Consider the following 19,116-nt stretch of genomic DNA (forward strand, 5'->3'; position numbering starts at 1 on the left):
TCCCGTCGGCCGGCCGCCATCGCCCAATGGCGTAGCCGGTGAAGCTTTTATGCCAAAGCGCAATCCCGCGCGCAACGCGGCAGTTTTGCCTGCAACGGTGTCCCATGCCGGCCCGCGAACCGTAGTCGTCCCGGCTTGTCTGTGACGCAGATGTGACGGTCTCATCATGCAGCGAGGCCAGTCGTTGCGAATCAGAGTTGGCCCGCGAAATGCATATTTATTGCTGCACTGGCCGCGGGGTGCTGGAGCAAGACGAACGTGAGCAACTGGATCGATTCCGGCGGCGATAAGCCGCGTCTGTACAGTGCGTGTCCCACGATTTGCGAAGCGCAGCGACGGCGGATTGGCCGTCCCCCACGGTGGCGACGCGCGGCCAGCCTTGCTTGCATGCTGACGCTGATCGCGCTGGTTGCCCCGCTTGGGCACGCACGTGACCGCGGCCAGTTCGTCAACACCAATGCCGAACTGAAGGCCTGGTTCGACGGCTTGCATAGCGGCAAGGGGCCATGCTGCTCCGACGCCGACGGTTCGGCGATCTCGGACTCCGACTGGGAGAGCAAGGACGGGCACTATCGTGTCCGCGTCCCCCGCCTTGGCTACGTGACGGAAGGCCAACAGCAGGAGCTCGTCTGGGTCGACGTGCCGGAAGAGGCCGTGATTTCGGAGCCCAACCGGGTCGGACGTACCATGGTATGGCCGATCTACGGCTATATGGGCGTCACCATCCGCTGCTTTATGCCCGGTAGCATGACTTAGCCGGAAAGCGGCTCGCCTGCGGTATCAGGTGTATTTCTTGTCGCGCTCGAGCAGCTCGATGGAAATGCCTTCGGGACCGCGGATGAAGCAGATGCGGACCCCGGGCCGGATCGTGGTCGGCTCGCGCGTGAACGTCACGCCCTTCGACTTGATTTCTGCGGCAACGGCGTCGATGTCCTTCACCGTGAGTCCGAAATGATCGAGGCCCTGGTGCGGGTGCGGGGGCGGTGGGTTGACGGCGCTGTCGCCCTCCAGCGGCGCGATGAATATCTTTGCGCCACCGAGATTCACGTCGATTCGGCCCGGTGCGCGCGCAATCTCGCCACCGAGGATATCGCGCAGCCAAGCCGCAGTCGTTTCCGGATCGGGGCTGCGCAGATGGACGTGATCCCAGGTAACGACGACCGGCATTTCAAACTCCTCCCGACAGGTCTTCGTGATATTGCAGCGCATGTTAGCGGTCCCCGTCGACGATCGCCACCCTGGCTCCTATGCGAGATTCGGGCTGACGAGGGAACTTTCGTTCGTCTTTGCGGATTGTAAGATGGAGCGAGTAACGCACCCATGAAAGCTGCGTCTGGCCGGTCCGGACTGGGACGCTTCGTCGGCAACGGCGAGGAGCGGAAATGGTCCCAGCCGGCCGCAAGCATTTGGCTCCAGCGAGGTGTGTTGGGGCTGCTGGCCGCGGGCGTGGTCGGTGGTGCCGTCTGGCTGATGATGCCGGCATCCGAAGGCCATGTTGCGCAAACCGAGCTAGTGAAGCTGGCGCAGGCAAATATTGATCCCGATCCTCCGACGTCAGCCTCGGACACATCCACTGCTGGGATCGTCGGGCCTGACCGGATGAGGATCTCGTCGCAGACTTGGCACCGCGGCGGGCTCGGCTCGAAGGCACTGGTGACGTTCACCGTGCGAAATGACAATGATTTTGCCGTAAAGGATGTCGAGATCGTCTGCGCTTTCGCGCGGCGCGACGGCAGCCATCTGACCGATCGCAGCCGCGTCCTGGCCGATACCGTCGGCATGAAGAGCCGCAAGACCTTTGCGCGCGTCCCCGTCGGGTTCGTCAACGTAAACGCTGATCAGGCGAAGTGTTCGCTGGTGACGGCGCGGCGCGCATAAACGGCCGGAGATTCCGCTAGCGGAAAAGTTACCTTGCTTGCCTCCTAGCCAAAAAACTTGGCGTTGCCATTTGAACCAAAGGCGGGGCGTAGGAACCAATTAAAGGATCGCCGGTTAAGGCGAAAAGCCCACGCGGGGATGCGGGGGGCGGAGCGCGGTCAATGCCCATCTTCCGGTATTTCATGTTCGTTGGTGGAGCACTGCTCGCACTGTTGTTTGCAGCTGATTTCATCTGGCCGACGGCGCCGGCTGTGCAGACCATCACAGCTGCAAGCTATGATCAGCCGCTGATCCGGATCCGGTCGGACCGTCATCTACCCGAACGCGTCGTGCTCGACACCAACCAGCCGACTATTGCCGCGCCGGTGGTGAAGACGGCGGCTGTTGCCGCGCCTCAGCCGACCGCGCAGGCGGACCCATTGGCTGACATGTCGGCGAAGTCGCGGGTGCGCGATACATTCGCCCAGTTCACCCCGATGGTCGACGGCAAGCCGCAGGTCCAGGTTGCCCAGGCCCAGGTTCAGACCCAGATTCGGCCCAAGCGCAGGGTCGCCCGGGCGCATCCGGCGCCGCAGCGCGGCCAGCCGATGATGCTGGTGGCACAGCAGCCCCATTTTGGGCTGTTCAACACGACTTGGTAACAACGCCGCTGCCCCGCTCCAATCGAGGCGGAGAGGGCTTTTTATTGTCGGACCTCTCTGCTAATCCGAACCGATCCGAACGTCATGGCTCAGCTGGCTCGCCAGCGGATGACTGGCGCGTCGGTTGCGGCCCAATGCCGGGGCCAGGGCGCTCGTAGCTCAGCTGGATAGAGCATCGGATTTCGATTCCGAGGGTCGGAGGTTCGAATCCTTCCGAGCGCGCCATTTGTCGGCCTGTCCAGCCCGGAGACATGGGTAACGGAACGTACCTAAGACATGGGTGACAACCTCGTGCCGAACGGGTTGTCGAGGGGTTGCAGGGTTTTCTGCTCCAGGTCGAAGTATCCCAAATCATAGTGCATGAAGCTGACGAGCCAAATGCCCTCGTCGACTTCCCGGATTCCGAGTTTTTGGCCTGCGAGCACGAGCGAGATGTTGATTTTCTTGCGATGCAGGCAGAGGCGACCGCAGGATGTGATGACGACGTCTCGATCGTGGAAGGGATAGGTCAATTCAGGCAGGCCATCGTAGCGACGGGTTGAGGCTGTGAAGAGGTCTGCCGGGCGCCTCATGTCGAGAGCCTCGTGGGGGCGCTCCTGATTGAACTCGTGCAGGAAGCTGTCGAAGCGATCCTGCTGCTGTAAGCTGTTGAATCCCGGCGGCCGGGTCGCTTCCTTCTTGAGCGTGAGGTGCATGCGCTCATGGCGGCCGTTCTGCTGGGGATGGCCTGGCTTGATGCGCTCGATCGCAATGCCGAGCCTAAGCCACCACACCGACAGCTTTGAAAGGTTGAACAAGGCATTGGGACTGGCAAAGGGCACGCCGTTGTCGGAGCGGATGGCGTGCGGCAGGCCGCGCTCGCGGAACAGCCGCTCAAAGGCTGTAATGGCAGGGTTTTCGCGCGTTGAGTCCAGCGCTTCACAGAGTAGCAGGAAGCGCGAGGCATGGTCGGTGACGGTCAGCGGATAACAGTATCGGCCATTGCCGAGCTTGAACTCGCCCTTGAAGTCGGCGCACCACAGATCATTGGGGGCTGTGCCCTGCGACAGCGGCGTGCCGCGCGCGCGGTGGCGCGGCCCGCCGCCGCGCCTGACCAAGCCGTGGCGGTCGAGCACCGCATGGATAGTGCTCTTGGCCGGAACCCTGACATCACCGTCGAGCCGCCTGACCAGGAGCTCGCGGATCTTGCGCGCACCCCAATGCGGCTTCTCGGCCTTGAGCTGGACGATCAGGGTCTCGATCTGGGTCGGCAACTGGTTGGCATAGCGGACCGGCCGCCGGGAGCGATCGCTCAGCGCCTCGAGGCCGTGCTCCTTGTAGCGGTCGAAAATCTTGTAGCCGGTCTTGCGGGATATGCCGAACTCCCGGCAGACCTCGGTCATGGCTTCCCCATCCAGAAGCCGGGCAACAAAACGCAGGCGCTCTTCCATCACCGAACTCGCTTTCCACGGCATCCACACCTCCCGCAGAACAAAAGCGGAAAGTGTAACCCATGTGTCCGGTACGTTCTGTCACCTATGTCTCGGGCCGTTCAGGCCCAAGTCCATCGGGGCGGGCCGTTCGGAGCCGTACGCCCTCGGGTGCGATCCCACGCAATCGGTGCGGCTTTTATCAGTTCGCGTATTGACGAGTTTGCCGCGCCCGCGCCAGCGTGTCCGAGGGCGCTTCGTGGAAGGTGGCGCGGTAAGCCGCAGCAAACTCGCCGAGGTGGTGAAAGCCCTGGGCGCGCGCGCATGAGGCAACCGACACACCACCGCTCCGGAGAAGCTGTGCGCGGGTAGCCCACAGCCGCTTCAGGCGGATGTATTGATGCAGGCTCATGCCGCGTACTTTGCTCACCGCGCCGCTCAGAGTCCGGACCGAGACGCCGAATTTGCCGGCGAGATCGGCGGTGTAGATCGGCGCGGTCGGATAGGCCGTGACATAGTCGTCGATCAGCTGCACGAGCCTTGCCGATCTCGCGCCCGCGCGCGGCGCGCTGCGCTCGGACAGTGGGTCAATCTGAAACAGATCGTCGAGGGCGAGCAGCAGGCCCTCCTGGAGATGGGCTGCGACTTCGGAGGTTTCGAACAGGTGCGGCTCGATCGACGCAATCCTGAGAATGTCTTTCACAAGCTCCCGCGCGTAGAGGTGAGCGGCAGTGTCTGCGACGCGAACCCGCAACGCGTCGGGCCGATCGAACCAGCCGCGATCCTTCAGTGTTGGTGGGAACATGAGCAACGCATGATGATTGATCTGAGGCTCGACGAAATGGCAATGGTGGTTGCCGCGCAAGCCGATGAAGAAGCGGGAATCGATATCCATTCCGCTCGAGCTGGCGCGCAGATCATCGCTCATCGGCAGGATCACCATGCCGCCCGGCGCGCGGTAGGTGGTCTCGAGGATGCGCGCGAACGACCTTGCGACGATGATCCGGCACGCCGGCAGGTTCACGATCGCTCGTGCCGCGGCGAAATTGGCGACGTCGAGGGGAATGCTCCGGGAATCTTCCAACGTTTCGGCCGGTCGAAACGCGTCGACATCGGTAAACCGTGTGAGCTGGAGTGCGGAGGAGGGGGCGAGAGCGTCGAAGAACATGCGTCTGGCCGTATGCTGCAATGTAACAATAAAATGAAGCGTCGGTACGTAGCCATCAATGGCGAAATGCAGCGACTGAGTAAACCGGATTCCTGGCCGTAGTATTGCGGACATCATGCCACGACGACCGAAGGGTCGCTGTCAGGGCCAACGGTCCCGGTTCATCGGCTGGCCGGTGGTGAGGTCGATGAAATGGAGTCTCGTACAGGCAGGGCAGGCAAAGGACTCAAAGCTTTGTCCCTCACGCTCTTGCCGCTTCTCGAGATGGGTTTGCACATTCATGCCCGTCTGCGGGCATCGGAAAACAATCAAATCGGCCATCGAGACAGAATGACGGCACGGCAAATTTCAGCTTTGATCCAGATCAGTTTTGGAATCGCTCCAGCCTGATGGCCGGTGGCGGCACCGTGATCTCGCAAAAGCGAAGGGGCCCGAGGGGCCCCTTCAAACTTCACCAGCGGCGATAGCGATAGCGCGGGCCATAATAACGCGGGCCGTAATAGCGCGGCGGTCCATAATATCTGGGACCGTATCCGTAGCCGTAATAGACGTTCGGCTGCCACCAGCAGCGTCCCCAGGCGTCGCAGACCGTGCGGACCTGCTCGACGTTTGAGACCTGCGGAGCCGCAGGCGCCGGGGCAACGGGCATGGCCGACGCCGATGCCGTGAGGGCACCAAACAGGAACGCGGCGACGAGGCCGATCTTAAGCTTCATGATGTCTTCCTCCGCTTACGCAATACAGAATACCGAAATTGTTCTGATCAAATTGTGGCAGAACCAAAATGTAATGCTGATGAACAAGCCTTCAGCCGGCCGGCCGTAACCCTGATCAGGCGCCGTCAAACTATCCCGGGCCTGCGCCGATCGCCAAGGGATTGCCAAGGGATCGCCAAGGGCGCGGCGTTCACCGCCATCGTTGATCTTGCGCAATTCGCGGGTCGGGCTTCCTTCGTAGTGTTATCTTTGTTGTGGGGCGTGTTTCGAGGAGTTCGAAGCGTGCGCGACCGGGCACGACACGCCGGTGGACGCTACGCCCGCAGATTGTTGGGAGCAGTGCAATGAACAAGATGAGGATCCATAAGGGCGACTGGCTCGTCGTGTGCGACGGACGCAAGGCGCTCATCCTGGAAAATCTCGGCGATGAGATGTTTCCGAACCTTCACACCAGAGAGGTCCGTGAGCAGGCCAATCCGTCAACGGCCGCGCAAGGGACCGATGCTCCCGGCAGGCTGCATGCATCGGTGGGCGGTGCCCGCAGTTCGACGGAGCAGACCGATTGGCACGACGAGGCCGAACGCACCTTCCTGCGTAGTCTCGCCGAGCGGCTCGACGCCGCGCTCAGCGCGGGGGAGACCTCGGGCCTGACCATGGTGGCCTCACCGCGCGCGCTCGGCATGATCCGCACCGACTATTCGGACGCGGTGCGCAGGGCACTCAGGGGCGAGATTGGCAAGGATCTCGTCAAGCTGCCGGTCTACGAGATCGAGAAGCAGTTGCTGCTGTCGGGAGCCATCGGATAGGACTCCCGCCGGCAAAGGACGTCGCTCGCGCGGCGCCCCCTAGTAGCAGGGGTGCCGCCGGCGGTCCTGACCGACATAGGCCGCCGCGCTCTGGTAGCAATGGCTGGTGGACGGGCCGTCGTAGAAGGCGAAGGTGCCGGGGGTGATACCCGGGCCGTAATTGTGCAGATAGCTGATCGGGTAGGGCAGCGGATTGGCGTGATAGCGGTGGTACCGGTGATGCACCCGCGCCTCCGCGAGGCCAGGGGCTAGGATTGCCGCCGACAGGGCAGCAACCGCGGCTACAAGCTTCAACTTGCTCATCTCGATTCTCCGGAACCTGCGCGAATAGCTCCGCCATCTATAGCCATTTCGGCTCGCGAGGGCACCCGTTCCGAGCCCCGAATTCGGAGCCAATCCGGCAGATTCCCGGGGAGGTGTGACAGAATTGCCGGGATTGGGGTCGGAGCCTGCCTATTTTTGGCCTTTTCGGGATGCTTAACGAATTCCCCACACAAGTATGGCCAAAGAGAATCGGGTCAAAGATTCCTCCCGCCGGCTCTTTGGGGTTTCATTGGGGTGCTCTTCGGGGCCGGTCCGTTCCTGCAAGGTTCTTGCCGTCAAGCTGTCATGCGCATCACGCTCTTCAGCCTGCTGTTGCTCTTCGTCGCCGTCGCGCCCGCGCGGGCTCAGTTGCACATCACCCGCGACCACGGCGGCTATGTCGAGGAGTACAAGGCAAAGTACAAGCGCGTCCGGGACACCGGCGAGCGCGTGATCATCGATGGCATCTGCAACTCGGCCTGCACACTTGTGCTCGGCATCGTGCCGCTGAACAAGATTTGCGTGACGCCAAAGGCGAGCCTTGGCTTCCACCAGGCCTATTACGACAAGGCCTTCACCTTCGGCATCAAGGTCACCAGCGCGGAGGGGACGTCCGATCTGATGTCCTACTACCCCGATAAGGTGAAGGACTGGATCCGCCGCAATGGCGGGCTCACGACCGACATGAAGAAGATCAAGAACGGGGTCGAACTCTGGAAGATCATCGATCCCTGTCCGGAAGAATGGTGATCGGCTGATCCGGTCAACCGCGTCCGTCGCAGCGCAGCATCAGAAATTCGCATTGCCGCACAGTCCCTCGCTCGGGCAATGAGGGGGCAATGAATCATAATCAAGATCAATTGGCCGCGCGGGCTGCGCCGGTGCTGTTCGTCCTGCTCTGGAGCACCGGCTTCATCGGCACCAAATACGTCGTCAACAACGCCGATCCCTTGACCTATCTCGCCATCCGCATGGCGCTGGTGGTTGGCTTGATGGCGATCATCGCAGGCGTCGCCCGCCCGAAATGGCCCGATCGCGCCGGCATCGCGCACAGCGCGGTCGCCGGCATTCTGGTCCACGGCTTCTATCTCGGCGGCACCGCGATCGCGATCGCACACTCGATTCCGGCGGGCCTCTCTGCGCTCATTCCGGGCCTGCAACCGATCCTGACTTCGACCATTGCCAACCGTTGGCTCGGCGAGAAGGTGACGCCGGTGCAATGGGGCGGCCTGCTGCTGGGGCTCGGCGGCGTGGCGCTGATCCTGCACAATCGCCCGATGACTGGAGAGGCCGGGCTGGGCTGGCTCGCCTCGGTGGTCTCGCTGATCAGCATCACGCTGGGTACGCTGTATCAGCGGTGCTACTGCAACCACATCGACTGGCGCGCCGGCAATCTCGTGCAATACGTGGCGGTCACGATCTTTTTCACGACCGGCGCCTTCCTGTTCGAGGATCGGGTCGTGCACTGGACGCGCGAATTCGTGCTTGCGCTCGCCTGGCTTGCCGTCGCGCTCTCGATCGGGTCGATCGGGCTCTTGTATTGGTTGATCCGCCACGCCGCGGCGACGTCCGTTGCGAGCCTGTTCTATCTGGTGCCTGCGGTGACGGCGCTGATGGCCTATCTGCTGTTCGGCGAGAAGCTTGATGCGCTGGCGATCGCCGGCATGGCGATGTGCGCAGCCGCAGTGCTCGTGGTCAACCGGCGCTTCGGCGCGTAGGGGAGGCTTGCCGGAACACATCCCTGACGTGCAGCATCCTTCGTGTTAGGCTGACCGCATTTCAGCGGCCTTTCACACGGTGATTTGCATGAAGAAGGCGAAGCGTGCACTGCTCGGCATGTCGATGAAGCCTGTCCGGATTGCCTGCATCAACTACGCCAGGGAGTCGATCAGCGACCGCGACATGAGCCGGCTCACCGCGGCGCTGCAGAAATGTTACGACAAGCATTTCCTGCCGGTGTGGGGCTATCCGGTCGACCTCTATGTCACGCGCAAGGCCAAAGGCACCGACTGGCAATTGGTCTATTTCGACGATGCCTTGCACAAGAACATGCTCGGGCGCCACGAACTGACCCATCGGGGCCAGCCGATTTCGAAGATCTTCGTCAAGGCACTGGGTGAGGAGCCGATCAGCGTGGCAGCCTCGCACGAGCTGTTCGAGATGGTGCTCGACCCCATGGCCAATCTCTGGGCCGACAAGAACCCGAACACCCAATACGCCTATGAGGTCTGCGACGCGGTGGAGGAGGATTCCTTCGACGTCGACGGCCTGCCGATGTCGAACTTCGTCTACCCGTCCTGGTTCGAGCCATTCAAGCATCCCCGCGGCACCAGGTTCGACCACAAGGGAACGCTGAAGGCGCCATTCTCGATGACCGAGGGTGGCTACGTCATCAAGAAGGTCAACGGCAGGAAGGTGATCAAGGCGTTTGGGTCACCTGCGAAGCGGCGGCGTTTCAACGCCGAAGACCGGCGCGGCCATCGCAGCGAATTTCGCGATCCGAAGGGAATGCACCATCCGGGGCGGCGCGCCGCGAAGCGGCGCGGGTAGTGAGGGAAGCCTCCGGGCGCCCCCGCACCCGGAGACTGTCGCGCGTTGCGATCAGCGCTTGGCCTTCTTGGCCTTCTTTTTTGATTTGGCAGCTTTCCTAGCCGTTTTCTTCACGGACCTCTTGGCCGCTTTTTTCGACGACTTCTTTGTAGCCTTCTCTGCTTTCTTCTTGGAAGCCTTCTTCGGCGCGACTTTCTTCGCGACCTTCTTGGCGGCCTTTTTCACCTTTTTCACGGCGGTGACGGCGGCGTCCTTGGTCGCTTCCACGGCGGTGGAGATCGTCTCCAGCGCCTGCTCGGTGATCGGCTTTTCGTCGTCCATATCGTGTCCCCCACGGTTTGCATGGAGCGATGACGATAGCGGGTTTCATGATTGTGTCAAAGCAACGCTCAACCTTTGCGGATCTTTGCGTAAGCGGCGAGCGCGCGCTCGCGTCCCTTGGCGTGATCGACGAGCGGTTGCGGATAGCTCTTGCCCAGCGTCACGCCCGCGCTCGCAAGCTCGATCGGCGTTGCCTGCCAGGGCTGGTGGATCAGCTTCGCCGGCACGTCTTTCAGCTCCGGCACCCAGCGCCGGACGTAGGTTCCGTCAGGATCGAACTTCTCGCCCTGGAGAACCGGATTGAACACGCGGAAATAGGGTGCTGCGTCGGCGCCGCAGCCAGCGACCCATTGCCAGTTGGCCGGATTGCTGCCGGCGTCCGCGTCGACCAGCGTGTCCCAGAACCAGGCTTCGCCGTCGCGCCAGTCGATCAGCAGGTGCTTGACCAGGAACGAGGCGACCACCATCCGCACCCGGTTGTGCATCGCGCCGGTATGCCAGAGTTCGCGCATCCCGGCATCGACGATCGGATAGCCGGTGCACCCGCGCTGCCAGGCAGCGAGCGCCTTCTTGTCGGGCTTCCAGGGGAAGTCGTCGAAATTGGTTTGCAGGTTCTCGGTGGCGAGGTTTGGATGATCGTGGAGCAGGTGGCGGCAGAACTCGCGCCAGCCGAGTTCGCTCAGGAACTTGTCGACACCCGGGCCGATCGCTGGGTTCTCGGCCGCTGCGAAGCGTGCGGCGTGAAAGACCTGGCGCGGGCTGAGTTCGCCGAACCGCAAATGCGGCGAAAGGCCCGAGGTGCCCTGGCGATCGGGCCGGTCGCGATCGCCGACATAACCGCGCGCGGTGTGCTTGAGGAAGTCGCGCAGGCGGGCACGGGCGGAGGCTTCACCCGGCGTCCAGGTCTCGCGCAAGCCGCCGGCCCAGTCGGGCTTGCTCGGCTCGAGCGTCCAATTCTCCAGCGTATCGCTGGCGAGCTTCGGCGCCGGGCGCAACTCCTTCGGCGCGGGCAGCGGCCTGGGTGGGTCGCCGAGCGACAGCACTCGCCGCCAGAACGGCGTGAACACGCGCAGGCCCCGGCCTTCCTTGTTGCGGATCGCGGAGGGTGGGACCAGCAGATCGCCGGGAAGGCTTTGCGAGTCCACGCCGAGCTTTGCCAGCGCTGCTTCGAGCTGTTTCTCGACGGCCTGATGCGGGGCTTGAGCGACCGTATTCCAGTAGACAGCACAGGCCCCGCTCTCGCGCGCCACGTCAGGGATCACCCGGGCCGCCGGGCCTCTGCGCAGGACAAGCGCGCCGCCGCGGGTTGCGATCTCGGCGCCGAGCGCGCGCAGCGACTGCGCCAGCCACCAGCGCGCCGCACCGTCCGGTGCACGTCCGGCCGCATCGTCGAGCACATACAGGCAGATCGTCGGCGCTCCGGTCCTGGCGGCGGCATGCAAGGCGGGATGGTCGGACAGGCGGAGGTCGTCGCGGAACCAGACGATAACGGGTGGGAGGCTTGTCGGGGGCAGGGAATGTCCTCGTCTACGTTCTGGAAACCATGCCGCGAGTGTGTCTGTGAACGACCGTTAATGGGGTCGTAAGCGGATTGCATGATTATGCAGGAATCCCGGGGGTAGTTCCAATCATGACCAACCTGTTAACGGCGAAATTTCTGCCGCAGTTCAAGCTGGGCACCAAGGCCGTCCTGTGTGCCGTGCTGCTGATTGCGATGAACACTGCATTGGTGGTCGGGGCCGGCTACTGGTCGCTCACCTCTGCCTTCAACGATCGTGCACTGCGCGACATCGAGGTCAGCCTGCGCACGCTGGCGCTGGCCTTCGCCGAGGTCGTTCCCGACGCGAAGATCACGATTCGGGATGGCGCGGTAGCGCGCGCCGAGATCGCCAAGATGCCTGACTTCAGGGATCACGCCATCGTCGATCGCGCGGTGTCCTATGTCGGCGGCAATGCGACCCTGTTCGTGTTTGACGATGCGAGCGGGCAGTTCGTCCGCCGCTCGACCAACGTGAAGAAGGAGAACGGCGAGCGCGCCGTCGGGACCCAGCTTGCCGCCGACCACCCGGCACAAGCCGTCCTGCGACGCGGCGAGGCTTATAAGGGCCCGGCTACGCTGTTCGGCAAGTCCTTCATGACCGCATATTTTCCGATCGCGGATGCGACCGGCAAGGTCGTCGGCATTCTCTATGTCGGCATTCCGATGGCGCAGTACGAGAGCATGCTTGGCCAGGCCATGTCGAGCATGGCGGTCGCGGCCGGCATCGCGGCCCTGCTGGTCCTGGTGCTCACCATGCTGGTCGTCCGCCGCATCACCAAGCCGCTCACCTCGGTTACCCGCTCGCTGACGGCGCTAGCCAACGGCCAGAGCGATGTCGCGATCGATTGCGAGGACCGTGCCGACGAGATCGGCGAGATCGCGCGTACCGTTGCGGTGTTTAAGAGCAATTCGCTGGAGCGGGCGCGGCTGCGCAGCGAGCAGGCGGAAGCCGCGGCTGCCGCCGTCGAACAGCGCAAGGCCGACCTTCGCAACTTCGTTGCCGAATTCCGCGGCGGTGTCGGCGGCATCCTCGACAAGGTGCTGCATTCTTCCGGCGAATTCGAGCGCGTGGCGCGGCAATTGACCGACACTGCGCGCTCCACCGCTGACCTGTCGGCGAAATCGGCCGGCGCGTCCGAGCAAGCTTCCGACCACGTCCGAGCGGCGGCGTCAGCGTCGGATGAGCTGTCGCAGTCGATCTCCGAAATCACCCGTCGCGTGCAGGAATCCAACGCGATTTCCGCCGAGGCGGTGCAGCAGGCCGAGGCCACCGACCAGCGCATCGCGAAGCTCTCGGAAGCCGGCGCGCGCATCGGCGACGTCGTCAAGCTGATCACCTCGATTGCCGAGCAGACCAATCTCCTGGCGCTGAACGCGACCATCGAGGCCGCGCGCGCGGGCGATGCGGGCCGTGGCTTTGCGGTGGTGGCCCAGGAGGTCAAGACGCTCGCCGGCCAGACCGCGAAAGCGACCGACGAGATCTCGACCCAGATCGCGAGCATGCAGCTTGCGACCGAGGAGTCCGTGACCGCAATCAAGGCGATAACCGAGACCATTGAGCGCATCAGCGGCATTGCGGGCTCGATCTCGGCTGCGGTGGAGCAGCAGCGCAGCGCCACCCACAGCATCGCGGCCAGCGTTCGCGCCGCGGCCTCCGGCACGGCCGACGTCGCCGTCAATGTCCGCCATGCGGCCGAGGGCGCGAGCGAGACGGGCGAGACCTCGAGCCGGATGTTTGCCTCCGCCAAGGCCCTGTCGGGCGAGAGCCTGCATCTGAAGGCCGAGGTCGACGGCTTCCTCGACCGCGTGCAGGCGGCTTGATCCCGGACTGGCGGACTGAAACCATCAGCCCGCCGTGACGTAACTGACGGCATGATGAACTGCCCGCAAAATGGCGGGCAGGGAGGCCGCCAGTGAACCGCATCGCCGTGCTTTACGTTGCAACCCTTGTCGTCCTGATCGGCCTGGACATCCTGTTCCTCGGCCTGATCGCCAAGGGCTTCTTCACCGCTGAAGTTGGCGACATGCTGGGCGAGCTGAAGCCTTTGCCCGCGATCCTGTTCTATCTGCTCTACGTCGTCGGCATCCTGACCTTCGTCAGCGGCGCGACCGGCGCAACCTCGCAGTCAACGCTGTTATACGGCGCGCTGTTCGGGCTGTTTTGCTATGCGACGTTCGATCTCACCGCGCTGGCGCTGCTCAAGCACTGGAGCTGGCCGGTCGCGTTCCTCGACATCGGCTGGGGCGCGGTGGTGACCGCGGTCTCATCGACCGCGGGTCTGTTGGTGGCGGATCGTGTGACTTGAGACCGTCATTCCGGGGACGGTCCGCAGGATCGAACCCGGAATCTCGAGATCCCGGGTTCGATGCTGGCGCATCGCCCGGGATGACGATTGATCATTTAGGCTGCGGCACGATGCGGATATAGGGCTTCGGCTCCTTCCATCCCTGCGGATAGATCGTCTTGGCCTCGTCGTTGGAGACCGAGCCCGCGATGATGACGTCGTCGCCCTGCGACCAGTCGGCCGGCGTTGCGACGCGATGCTTTGCGGTGAGCTGGAGCGAGTCGATCACGCGCAGGATCTCCTGGAAGTTCCGGCCCGTGGTCATCGGATAGACCAGCACCAGCTTGATCTTCTTGTCCGGCCCGATGATGAACACGTTGCGGACGGTCTGGTTGTCGGCCGGCGTGCGGGTGAGGGGATCGCCCGAGGTCGAGGCCGGCAGCATGCCGTAGAGTTTGGAGACGTTGAAATCGGTGTCGCCGATCATCGGGTAGTTCGGGGCGGCGCCTTGCGTCTCCTTGATGTCCTCCGACCATTTGGAGTGGCGGTCGACCGGATCGACCGAGAGGCCCATCAGCTTGACGCCGCGCTTGTCGAATTCCGGCTTCAACTTGGCGAGAGCGCCGAGCTCTGTCGTGCAGACCGGCGTGAAGTCCTTCGGATGCGAGAACAGGAGCGCCCAACTGTTGCCGATCCAGTCATGGAACTTGATCTTCCCTTCGGTGGTCTCAGCTTCGAAGTCGGGGGCGGTGGCGCCGATCGGAAGTGTCATGGTTTGACCTCATCACATTGAAATTGCTTGAGAATTACTGTCAGGCCGTCGTGCCCAATATAAGGGCTTGGCGACCTCAAGTGAACGGCAACTGAACTGCTTGAAGTAAAATGTGAATTCCTCCTCTGAAGGGCTGATTTCCGAGCACGTTTTTGTTACGGGGGCGCCTGCGGCGAAACATCTTCACCGGGGCTTCACGGTGTCGATTGCCCCGATAATGCCTTTTATGACCCGCATCACGCCCGCCCGACGCTCTCCGGAACCGAAATGGTCCTCGCAGCGACCAATCGGCAACCATGGAGAAAAGTCGCGATCCCCATATCGAATCATTAACCACCCCTTTACGCCAGCATGAAAATGCTGGTCGATCAGAAGAAATCTGGAAGTGAACTATGTCCGCCGCACTGCCCAAGTCCGCTGAAAAGTCCGTTGAGTCGTCGTCCCTCGAACCGTCCTGCCGCGATACCGCAGCCCATGCCCTTGCCGTCGTCCGTGACGGCGTGATCACGGGCGAAGGCCCGACCACCAAGGGCCGGGTTCACTTTTCCCGCTCCATCGATGCCGATGACACCGCCTGGTGCAAGCGCATCCTGACCGCCGCCGCGGTCAACGACCAGCCGGTCAGCCGCGCCGAAGCCGAGGCGCTGTTCGAGATCAACGAGGCTGCGACCGAGCGCGCCGACGGCGGGCGCTTCGACGATTTGCTGGCCAAGGCCGTCGCCCATTACGCCGCGAGCGCCTCTGGCCTGAAGGTTCCCTCGCGCAGCGTCGCACTGGCGCAGGACACCGACATCGAGAGCTGGGCGCCGTCCTATGCCTCGAAGGTCAAGAGCGAGATGCTGGAGTGGATCGCCGGCCAGATGCGCGGCAAGCGCCAGAACAACCGCCGCCTGATGGCGCTGGTGGCGACCTTCCTGGGCGCCACCGCGCTGCCTCTGGCGGGCCAGTTGCCGAACGTGTTCGACATCGGCATGTAAGGACCAAGACATTCGCGCGCCCCTCGCGGGGGCGCGAGAAAAGCGGCGGGGTTATTTCCCCGCCGTTTTTTGTTTGCCGGCGTCCGGCTCCAGGCCCAGCGTGCGGCCGGGGAAACCGGCGGCGTCGAAATAGCGCTGGCTGCCGACACGCTGGACGTTGAGCACGGTCTCCAGACCGTTCTCGGACTTCTTCTTTGACTTTTCGACGGACTTGAAGGCCTTCGGCACGATGCCGTTGGGCAGGGCCTCGGACATCACCCGGCCGACCAGACCGCCATTCCGCGAATCGCGCAGGCCGAGCAGCTGGGCCGCCGTCATGCCGACGTCGGCATTGCTGACCGGCAGCTCGTCGACATAGCCGGCTTTGAAGTCCGGACCGATCGCAGCCATGAAGTTGTAGGTGTCGCCGCGGCTGAAGCTGCCATGCATGCCCTGGCCCTGGCGCAGTACGGTGTCGGCGACCTGCACCGAGCAATTGGTCGGCGCCTCGCCGCATTCGCTGGCGTAGGAGCGGAAGTTGACCACGATCGCCGGTGTCGGCGTCGCTGCCTTGCCGCGCAGATTGATGCTCGACAGCGGCATGGTGCCGGGGAAGCGGCCGAGCTGATCGTCCACGAACAGGCCGGAGACGTAGTCCTGCTCCATCAGCGCCTTGATGGTCCTGGCCGCCAGCTTCTTGTCCTTGCTCGGCAGGTAGATCAGGTCCGAGCCGCCGTTGGTGGCGACGACGAGGTCGGGCTTGGTCGGATCCTTGCCGAGGACGCCGTTACCGGCCTTCGGATGCGCGTTGCCGGTGACGGCCGCGTTCTTGTCGTTGGGGTCGAACAGCGGCAGGTCGAGCGCCTTGGCGAGGTCGAGAGCGACGAAGCCCATCGGCAGGAAGTCCTTCGGCGTGTCGCCATAGCTGACTTTGGCCGAGGGGCTGGTCTTGCTCTCCTTGGAGATGGTCGAGAAGCCGTGGTCGGCCTGGATCATGATGTTGGTGTTGGCGGCAAGCCCGAGCTCGTCCAGCGCCTTGCGGATCTGGGCGAGGTTGTTGTCGACATTCTTGATGCTCGCCATCGTGCTCGGGCCGTTGATGCCCGGCAGGATCTGATTGAGGCTGTCACCCTGGTTATGCTGGGTGCCGTCGGGATCGCGCGACCAGAACACCAGCACGAACGGCTTGTTGCGCGCCTTGAACATCGGCAGCACGACCTTGGTCGCAACGTCGGCGAAATAGGCCTGTTGCACGACGTTGGCCGTCGTGGTGCCGGGCGTCTTGGCGTCGCCCGCCTTGGCGTTGTCGCCGCGGCTCGGAGCGACGAGGGGCAGGCCGGCCTTGGTCAGGGCGTCCTTCATCTCGTCCGACAATGCCACGCCGGCCTTGCCGCCGGTGGAATCGTCGATGACGATCGAGTGCTTGCCCGGCTTCTCCGGATGATCGGTGTGGTCGAACTGAAAGGTCGGGCCGACCTTGCCGATCGCGGCCGTGCTCAGGCCCTTGTCGCGGGCCATCTTCAACACGGTTTCTTCGTTGAGATAGTCGCCCTTGAAATGCTCGTCGACGTCGCCGAGCACGGCGTCGTTCTCGATGAAGGGGACCACGGTGTCTCCGGCGGGTGCCGAGGTGTAGTTGGTCCAGATCGTGTTGGAGAACACCCCGGTGTCGCCGAGATAATGGCCGGTCGACATCGCCGAGCCGTTGGCCATCGTGAAGGTCGGGAACAGCGAATGCGAGTTCTTGAAGTTGACGCCCTTGTCGCGGACCTCGGCCATGGCAGGCGCGGTCTCGGGGGTGATCTTCAGCGCGCGCAGCCCGTCGGGAATGAACAGGATCAGGTTGCGGGGCGTGTTGTTCTCAGCGGAGGCAAATCCGGTGGACAGCACTGTCAATCCGGCTGACAGCAACACCAGTGAACGGCGCATCAAAATCTCCTAGCGGTGAGGCGGCTTGGCCGCCGAACCGCGGCCCCCGGCAATCGTTTAGTTTTGCTGTGTGACGGTTTTGTTACAAGAGCGGATCGGCATGCAGAAGTGACGGGGAGGCGGCCAGGCATCCTCGGATTCGTCATTGCGGGGGCGGACAGGCGGCACGAGACCCATTTCAAGGTTAGACACGGATAATCATCCTCGCGGCTTATCCGCCCGAGCTTTGCCTCAACACCTCACCCTCAAATGAAAGAGGGTGCAGGGAAGACCGGGTGCTGACCTGGCACCCGCGGTCCACTGTGCGAAGGTTGCGCTACAAGAGGCTGCACAGCGGCATACAGGTGAAGCCAAACATCCGGCCTTCCCTGCGCAGTGGTTTGACGGCTTATGTCGTGATCTCCCCGGGGAGCGATGTACTATTGCCCCCGTCGCCCTGCAGATGGCTGATGTGCGCGTCCGGTTGGACCTCGCACATCACCGCAAGGCTTGGCGCACAGGCTCCGGGCGCCAGGACCACACGATTTTGCCGTGCGTGGATCACACCGGTCGTGTGCGCGATGGTCTTGCTCACGGTTGCCCGCCCTGCAAAACCCTTCGCGCCGATGAGACCCACGTCCACCACAGCCCGGCCCGCGTCGTGACGATCGCGATACGCCCCTCTTCCAAGGGCCGGGTTGCCGCGACACATACGCCATTTCCGAATTTCGGTAAAGCGGAATATTTTGAGCGGCCGGTCTCGACCAATGGATGGCGTGTTTTGCCGGTCAGGCACCGCAAGGGGTTGTAGCCCGGATGGGGATTCTCGCGGCGCGGGCAGCGGCCCCGGATTTCGCTGGCTTCATCCGGGCAACGGTCGCCGGAAATGCCGGGCGTTCTGCCGCAGCCAGTTCTCTGTTAATCCCGTGCCTTAACCAATAATTAATTATACGTTTGCGGGCGGGCGACAGGGCGGCCTAGCGTGCGGTGGGGAGCCGCAATTTGCGAAGCCAGACGAGTTGGTGCGTATCATGATGTCCAGATCAGTTGGGGCGTTGTTCGCCTCTCTCAGCGCAGCCGCGCTGCTCCTTGCCGCCAGCGATAGTTTTGCACGACCGGGCGGCGCCGCCCCGCATGGCATGGTGGCCGCCGCCGCGCCGCCGGCCGCGGCACGACCGTCGATCTCGGCGGGTGCGCGGTTCCGCGGCCGCGGCAATCGCTTCAACAATCCCTGGGTCTACTGGCCCGGCGGCGGCGGGTTCTTCTACGACGGCGCGAGTCACAGCGAACCTTTCGTCGATGCGGGGCAGCCTGTCACCAACGACGTTCGCTATACCTACACCTACGACGTTCCCTGGGACTGGGCACACCGCTTCCCGCCGAACGTCGTGCCATCCGACCGGCCCTATGTGTCGAGCTGCCCGACGGAGCAGGTGACCGTCCCCGGCCGTGGTGGTGTCGAGCACACCGTCAACATCACGCGCTGCTACTGAGCAGCGCGCCGGGTTTCACCGAACGCTACAGGATGCCTGCCGCGGCTGCCTCGTCGCGGTCCGACTGTTTCTGCCTCACATTCGCCAGCTCGCGGCTGCAAGCCACAAACGCGTTTGTCCCCGGGCGCAGCCCGAACTGACCGCAGACATCCCGATCCTCATTGGCAATGACGCGCGCGAGCTCCGCCTCGGCGGCGTCGCGCATCGCAGACGCCGAGACGAGCGTGTGCAGCCCGAGCGCCGTCACGACCGCAAGCAGCAGCGCAGCCGCAATCCCGAGGCGCTGGGTGTCGTCGGTCGTGTGTTGAGAGGGGCGGGCCTTGGTTCTGGCTTCGGTCATGAAATCCTCTGGACGGAAAATATCGATGGTC

22 protein-coding genes and 1 tRNA gene are annotated in these 19,116 nt (G+C 63.4%); 12 read left to right on the forward strand and 11 right to left on the reverse strand.

Features of this window, described 5'->3' with window-relative positions; translation table 11 throughout:
• The first annotated feature begins 258 nt into the window (after window positions 1-258).
• On the forward strand, window positions 259-756 hold the full coding sequence (locus tag XH90_RS15810) for a hypothetical protein (protein WP_194482308.1): 498 nt from the start codon (window positions 259-261) through the stop codon (window positions 754-756).
• Between the two features lie 24 nt (window positions 757-780).
• Here XH90_RS15810 and XH90_RS15815 read toward each other — a convergent pair whose 3' ends face one another.
• Window positions 781-1,167 (reverse strand): VOC family protein, encoded by a 387-nt coding sequence (locus XH90_RS15815; RefSeq protein ID WP_194482309.1) that lies wholly within the window; start codon window positions 1,165-1,167, stop codon window positions 781-783.
• A 153-nt stretch (window positions 1,168-1,320) separates the two neighbouring features.
• Here XH90_RS15815 and XH90_RS15820 point away from each other — a divergent pair, with 153 nt between their 5' ends.
• From XH90_RS15820 to XH90_RS15830, 3 genes are all read left to right on the forward strand, one after another.
• Window positions 1,321-1,878: a hypothetical protein gene (locus XH90_RS15820; protein WP_194482310.1), complete on the forward strand. Its 558-nt coding sequence runs from the start codon at window positions 1,321-1,323 to the stop codon at window positions 1,876-1,878.
• A gap of 161 nt (window positions 1,879-2,039) precedes the next feature.
• Window positions 2,040-2,519, forward strand: coding sequence for a hypothetical protein (locus XH90_RS15825; protein WP_194482311.1), 480 nt, complete (start codon window positions 2,040-2,042; stop codon window positions 2,517-2,519).
• Window positions 2,520-2,667: 148 nt separating this feature from the next.
• Window positions 2,668-2,744: transfer RNA gene (locus XH90_RS15830), tRNA-Arg, on the forward strand.
• Between the two features lie 44 nt (window positions 2,745-2,788).
• On the opposite strand, the gene XH90_RS15835 is transcribed toward XH90_RS15830, so the two are convergent.
• From XH90_RS15835 to XH90_RS15845, 4 genes are all read right to left on the reverse strand, one after another.
• On the reverse strand, window positions 2,789-3,973 hold the full coding sequence (locus XH90_RS15835; RefSeq protein WP_194482312.1) for an IS481 family transposase: 1,185 nt from the start codon (window positions 3,971-3,973) through the stop codon (window positions 2,789-2,791).
• A 157-nt stretch (window positions 3,974-4,130) separates the two neighbouring features.
• The gene (locus XH90_RS15840) at window positions 4,131-5,096 is read right to left on the reverse strand and encodes a helix-turn-helix domain-containing protein (protein ID WP_194482313.1); all 966 of its coding nucleotides are present in this window, start codon (window positions 5,094-5,096) and stop codon (window positions 4,131-4,133) included.
• 141 nt (window positions 5,097-5,237) lie between these two features.
• Window positions 5,238-5,417, reverse strand: a complete 180-nt coding sequence (locus XH90_RS39055; RefSeq protein WP_246755832.1) for a hypothetical protein — start codon at window positions 5,415-5,417, stop codon at window positions 5,238-5,240.
• A 130-nt stretch (window positions 5,418-5,547) separates the two neighbouring features.
• Window positions 5,548-5,811 (reverse strand): hypothetical protein, encoded by a 264-nt coding sequence (locus XH90_RS15845; RefSeq protein WP_194482314.1) that lies wholly within the window; start codon window positions 5,809-5,811, stop codon window positions 5,548-5,550.
• A gap of 344 nt (window positions 5,812-6,155) precedes the next feature.
• On the opposite strand from XH90_RS15845, the gene XH90_RS15850 reads away from it, so the two are divergent.
• Window positions 6,156-6,617 carry a host attachment protein gene (locus XH90_RS15850; protein WP_194482315.1) on the forward strand — a complete coding sequence of 154 codons (462 nt, stop codon included), beginning with the start codon at window positions 6,156-6,158 and terminating at the stop codon, window positions 6,615-6,617.
• Window positions 6,618-6,656: 39 nt separating this feature from the next.
• On the opposite strand, the gene XH90_RS15855 is transcribed toward XH90_RS15850, so the two are convergent.
• Entirely contained in the window at window positions 6,657-6,920 is a 264-nt protein-coding gene (locus XH90_RS15855; protein WP_194482316.1) for a hypothetical protein, read from the reverse strand.
• A 306-nt stretch (window positions 6,921-7,226) separates the two neighbouring features.
• Between XH90_RS15855 and XH90_RS15860 the strand changes: the two genes are divergently transcribed.
• The 3 genes from XH90_RS15860 to XH90_RS15870 all read left to right on the forward strand — a co-directional run bounded on the left by XH90_RS15860 (window position 7,227) and on the right by XH90_RS15870 (window position 9,470).
• Window positions 7,227-7,670, forward strand: a complete 444-nt coding sequence (locus tag XH90_RS15860; RefSeq protein ID WP_194482317.1) for a hypothetical protein — start codon at window positions 7,227-7,229, stop codon at window positions 7,668-7,670.
• An 89-nt stretch (window positions 7,671-7,759) separates the two neighbouring features.
• Window positions 7,760-8,638 carry a DMT family transporter gene (locus XH90_RS15865; protein WP_194482318.1) on the forward strand — a complete coding sequence of 293 codons (879 nt, stop codon included), beginning with the start codon at window positions 7,760-7,762 and terminating at the stop codon, window positions 8,636-8,638.
• An 88-nt stretch (window positions 8,639-8,726) separates the two neighbouring features.
• Complete coding sequence (locus tag XH90_RS15870; protein ID WP_194482319.1) at window positions 8,727-9,470, forward strand: hypothetical protein; 744 nt, start codon at window positions 8,727-8,729, stop codon at window positions 9,468-9,470.
• Between the two features lie 51 nt (window positions 9,471-9,521).
• Here the strand turns inward: XH90_RS15870 and XH90_RS15875 are convergent, their stop codons facing one another.
• On the reverse strand, window positions 9,522-9,791 hold the full coding sequence (locus tag XH90_RS15875; protein WP_194482320.1) for a histone: 270 nt from the start codon (window positions 9,789-9,791) through the stop codon (window positions 9,522-9,524).
• Between the two features lie 68 nt (window positions 9,792-9,859).
• Window positions 9,860-11,233 (reverse strand): deoxyribodipyrimidine photo-lyase, encoded by a 1,374-nt coding sequence (locus tag XH90_RS15880; protein WP_246755833.1) that lies wholly within the window; start codon window positions 11,231-11,233, stop codon window positions 9,860-9,862.
• Window positions 11,234-11,421: 188 nt separating this feature from the next.
• Between XH90_RS15880 and XH90_RS15885 the strand changes: the two genes are divergently transcribed.
• Both XH90_RS15885 and XH90_RS15890 read left to right on the forward strand, forming a co-directional pair.
• Window positions 11,422-13,152: a methyl-accepting chemotaxis protein gene (locus XH90_RS15885; RefSeq protein WP_194482321.1), complete on the forward strand. Its 1,731-nt coding sequence runs from the start codon at window positions 11,422-11,424 to the stop codon at window positions 13,150-13,152.
• Window positions 13,153-13,244: 92 nt separating this feature from the next.
• Window positions 13,245-13,637 (forward strand): DUF2177 family protein, encoded by a 393-nt coding sequence (locus tag XH90_RS15890; protein WP_194482322.1) that lies wholly within the window; start codon window positions 13,245-13,247, stop codon window positions 13,635-13,637.
• A 91-nt stretch (window positions 13,638-13,728) separates the two neighbouring features.
• On the opposite strand, the gene XH90_RS15895 is transcribed toward XH90_RS15890, so the two are convergent.
• Window positions 13,729-14,388, reverse strand: a complete 660-nt coding sequence (locus XH90_RS15895; protein ID WP_194482323.1) for a peroxiredoxin — start codon at window positions 14,386-14,388, stop codon at window positions 13,729-13,731.
• Window positions 14,389-14,780: 392 nt separating this feature from the next.
• Here XH90_RS15895 and XH90_RS15900 point away from each other — a divergent pair, with 392 nt between their 5' ends.
• Window positions 14,781-15,365 (forward strand): hypothetical protein, encoded by a 585-nt coding sequence (locus XH90_RS15900; protein WP_194482324.1) that lies wholly within the window; start codon window positions 14,781-14,783, stop codon window positions 15,363-15,365.
• A 51-nt stretch (window positions 15,366-15,416) separates the two neighbouring features.
• On the opposite strand, the gene XH90_RS15905 is transcribed toward XH90_RS15900, so the two are convergent.
• Window positions 15,417-17,273, reverse strand: coding sequence for an alkaline phosphatase family protein (locus XH90_RS15905; RefSeq protein WP_194482325.1), 1,857 nt, complete (start codon window positions 17,271-17,273; stop codon window positions 15,417-15,419).
• A gap of 1,010 nt (window positions 17,274-18,283) precedes the next feature.
• Between XH90_RS15905 and XH90_RS15910 the strand changes: the two genes are divergently transcribed.
• Complete coding sequence (locus XH90_RS15910; RefSeq protein WP_194482326.1) at window positions 18,284-18,745, forward strand: hypothetical protein; 462 nt, start codon at window positions 18,284-18,286, stop codon at window positions 18,743-18,745.
• A 25-nt stretch (window positions 18,746-18,770) separates the two neighbouring features.
• On the opposite strand, the gene XH90_RS15915 is transcribed toward XH90_RS15910, so the two are convergent.
• On the reverse strand, window positions 18,771-19,085 hold the full coding sequence (locus tag XH90_RS15915) for a hypothetical protein (protein ID WP_194482327.1): 315 nt from the start codon (window positions 19,083-19,085) through the stop codon (window positions 18,771-18,773).
• Window positions 19,086-19,116 lie beyond the last annotated feature (31 nt).

It is taken from the genome of Bradyrhizobium sp. CCBAU 53338 (genome assembly GCF_015291665.1).
GTDB lineage: Bacteria > Pseudomonadota > Alphaproteobacteria > Rhizobiales > Xanthobacteraceae > Bradyrhizobium.

Excerpts from the sequence above, each read along its gene's own strand:
- XH90_RS15895 (WP_194482323.1), bottom strand. The coding sequence starts at position 14,388 with ATGACACTTCCGATCGGCGCCACCGCCCCCGACTTCGAAGCTGAGACC.
- XH90_RS15825 (WP_194482311.1), top strand. The coding sequence starts at position 2,040 with ATGCCCATCTTCCGGTATTTCATGTTCGTTGGTGGAGCACTGCTCGCA.
- XH90_RS15865 (WP_194482318.1), top strand. The coding sequence starts at position 7,760 with ATGAATCATAATCAAGATCAATTGGCCGCGCGGGCTGCGCCGGTGCTG.
- XH90_RS15820 (WP_194482310.1), top strand. The coding sequence starts at position 1,321 with ATGAAAGCTGCGTCTGGCCGGTCCGGACTGGGACGCTTCGTCGGCAAC.
- XH90_RS15835 (WP_194482312.1), bottom strand. The coding sequence starts at position 3,973 with ATGCCGTGGAAAGCGAGTTCGGTGATGGAAGAGCGCCTGCGTTTTGTT.
- XH90_RS15840 (WP_194482313.1), bottom strand. The coding sequence starts at position 5,096 with ATGTTCTTCGACGCTCTCGCCCCCTCCTCCGCACTCCAGCTCACACGG.
- XH90_RS15910 (WP_194482326.1), top strand. The coding sequence starts at position 18,284 with ATGATGTCCAGATCAGTTGGGGCGTTGTTCGCCTCTCTCAGCGCAGCC.
- XH90_RS15850 (WP_194482315.1), top strand. The coding sequence starts at position 6,156 with ATGAACAAGATGAGGATCCATAAGGGCGACTGGCTCGTCGTGTGCGAC.
- XH90_RS15855 (WP_194482316.1), bottom strand. The coding sequence starts at position 6,920 with ATGAGCAAGTTGAAGCTTGTAGCCGCGGTTGCTGCCCTGTCGGCGGCA.
- XH90_RS39055 (WP_246755832.1), bottom strand. The coding sequence starts at position 5,417 with ATGGCCGATTTGATTGTTTTCCGATGCCCGCAGACGGGCATGAATGTG.
- XH90_RS15885 (WP_194482321.1), top strand. The coding sequence starts at position 11,422 with ATGACCAACCTGTTAACGGCGAAATTTCTGCCGCAGTTCAAGCTGGGC.
- XH90_RS15845 (WP_194482314.1), bottom strand. The coding sequence starts at position 5,811 with ATGAAGCTTAAGATCGGCCTCGTCGCCGCGTTCCTGTTTGGTGCCCTC.
- XH90_RS15900 (WP_194482324.1), top strand. The coding sequence starts at position 14,781 with ATGTCCGCCGCACTGCCCAAGTCCGCTGAAAAGTCCGTTGAGTCGTCG.
- XH90_RS15815 (WP_194482309.1), bottom strand. The coding sequence starts at position 1,167 with ATGCCGGTCGTCGTTACCTGGGATCACGTCCATCTGCGCAGCCCCGAT.
- XH90_RS15905 (WP_194482325.1), bottom strand. The coding sequence starts at position 17,273 with ATGCGCCGTTCACTGGTGTTGCTGTCAGCCGGATTGACAGTGCTGTCC.
- XH90_RS15915 (WP_194482327.1), bottom strand. The coding sequence starts at position 19,085 with ATGACCGAAGCCAGAACCAAGGCCCGCCCCTCTCAACACACGACCGAC.
- XH90_RS15870 (WP_194482319.1), top strand. The coding sequence starts at position 8,727 with ATGAAGAAGGCGAAGCGTGCACTGCTCGGCATGTCGATGAAGCCTGTC.
- XH90_RS15875 (WP_194482320.1), bottom strand. The coding sequence starts at position 9,791 with ATGGACGACGAAAAGCCGATCACCGAGCAGGCGCTGGAGACGATCTCC.
- XH90_RS15860 (WP_194482317.1), top strand. The coding sequence starts at position 7,227 with ATGCGCATCACGCTCTTCAGCCTGCTGTTGCTCTTCGTCGCCGTCGCG.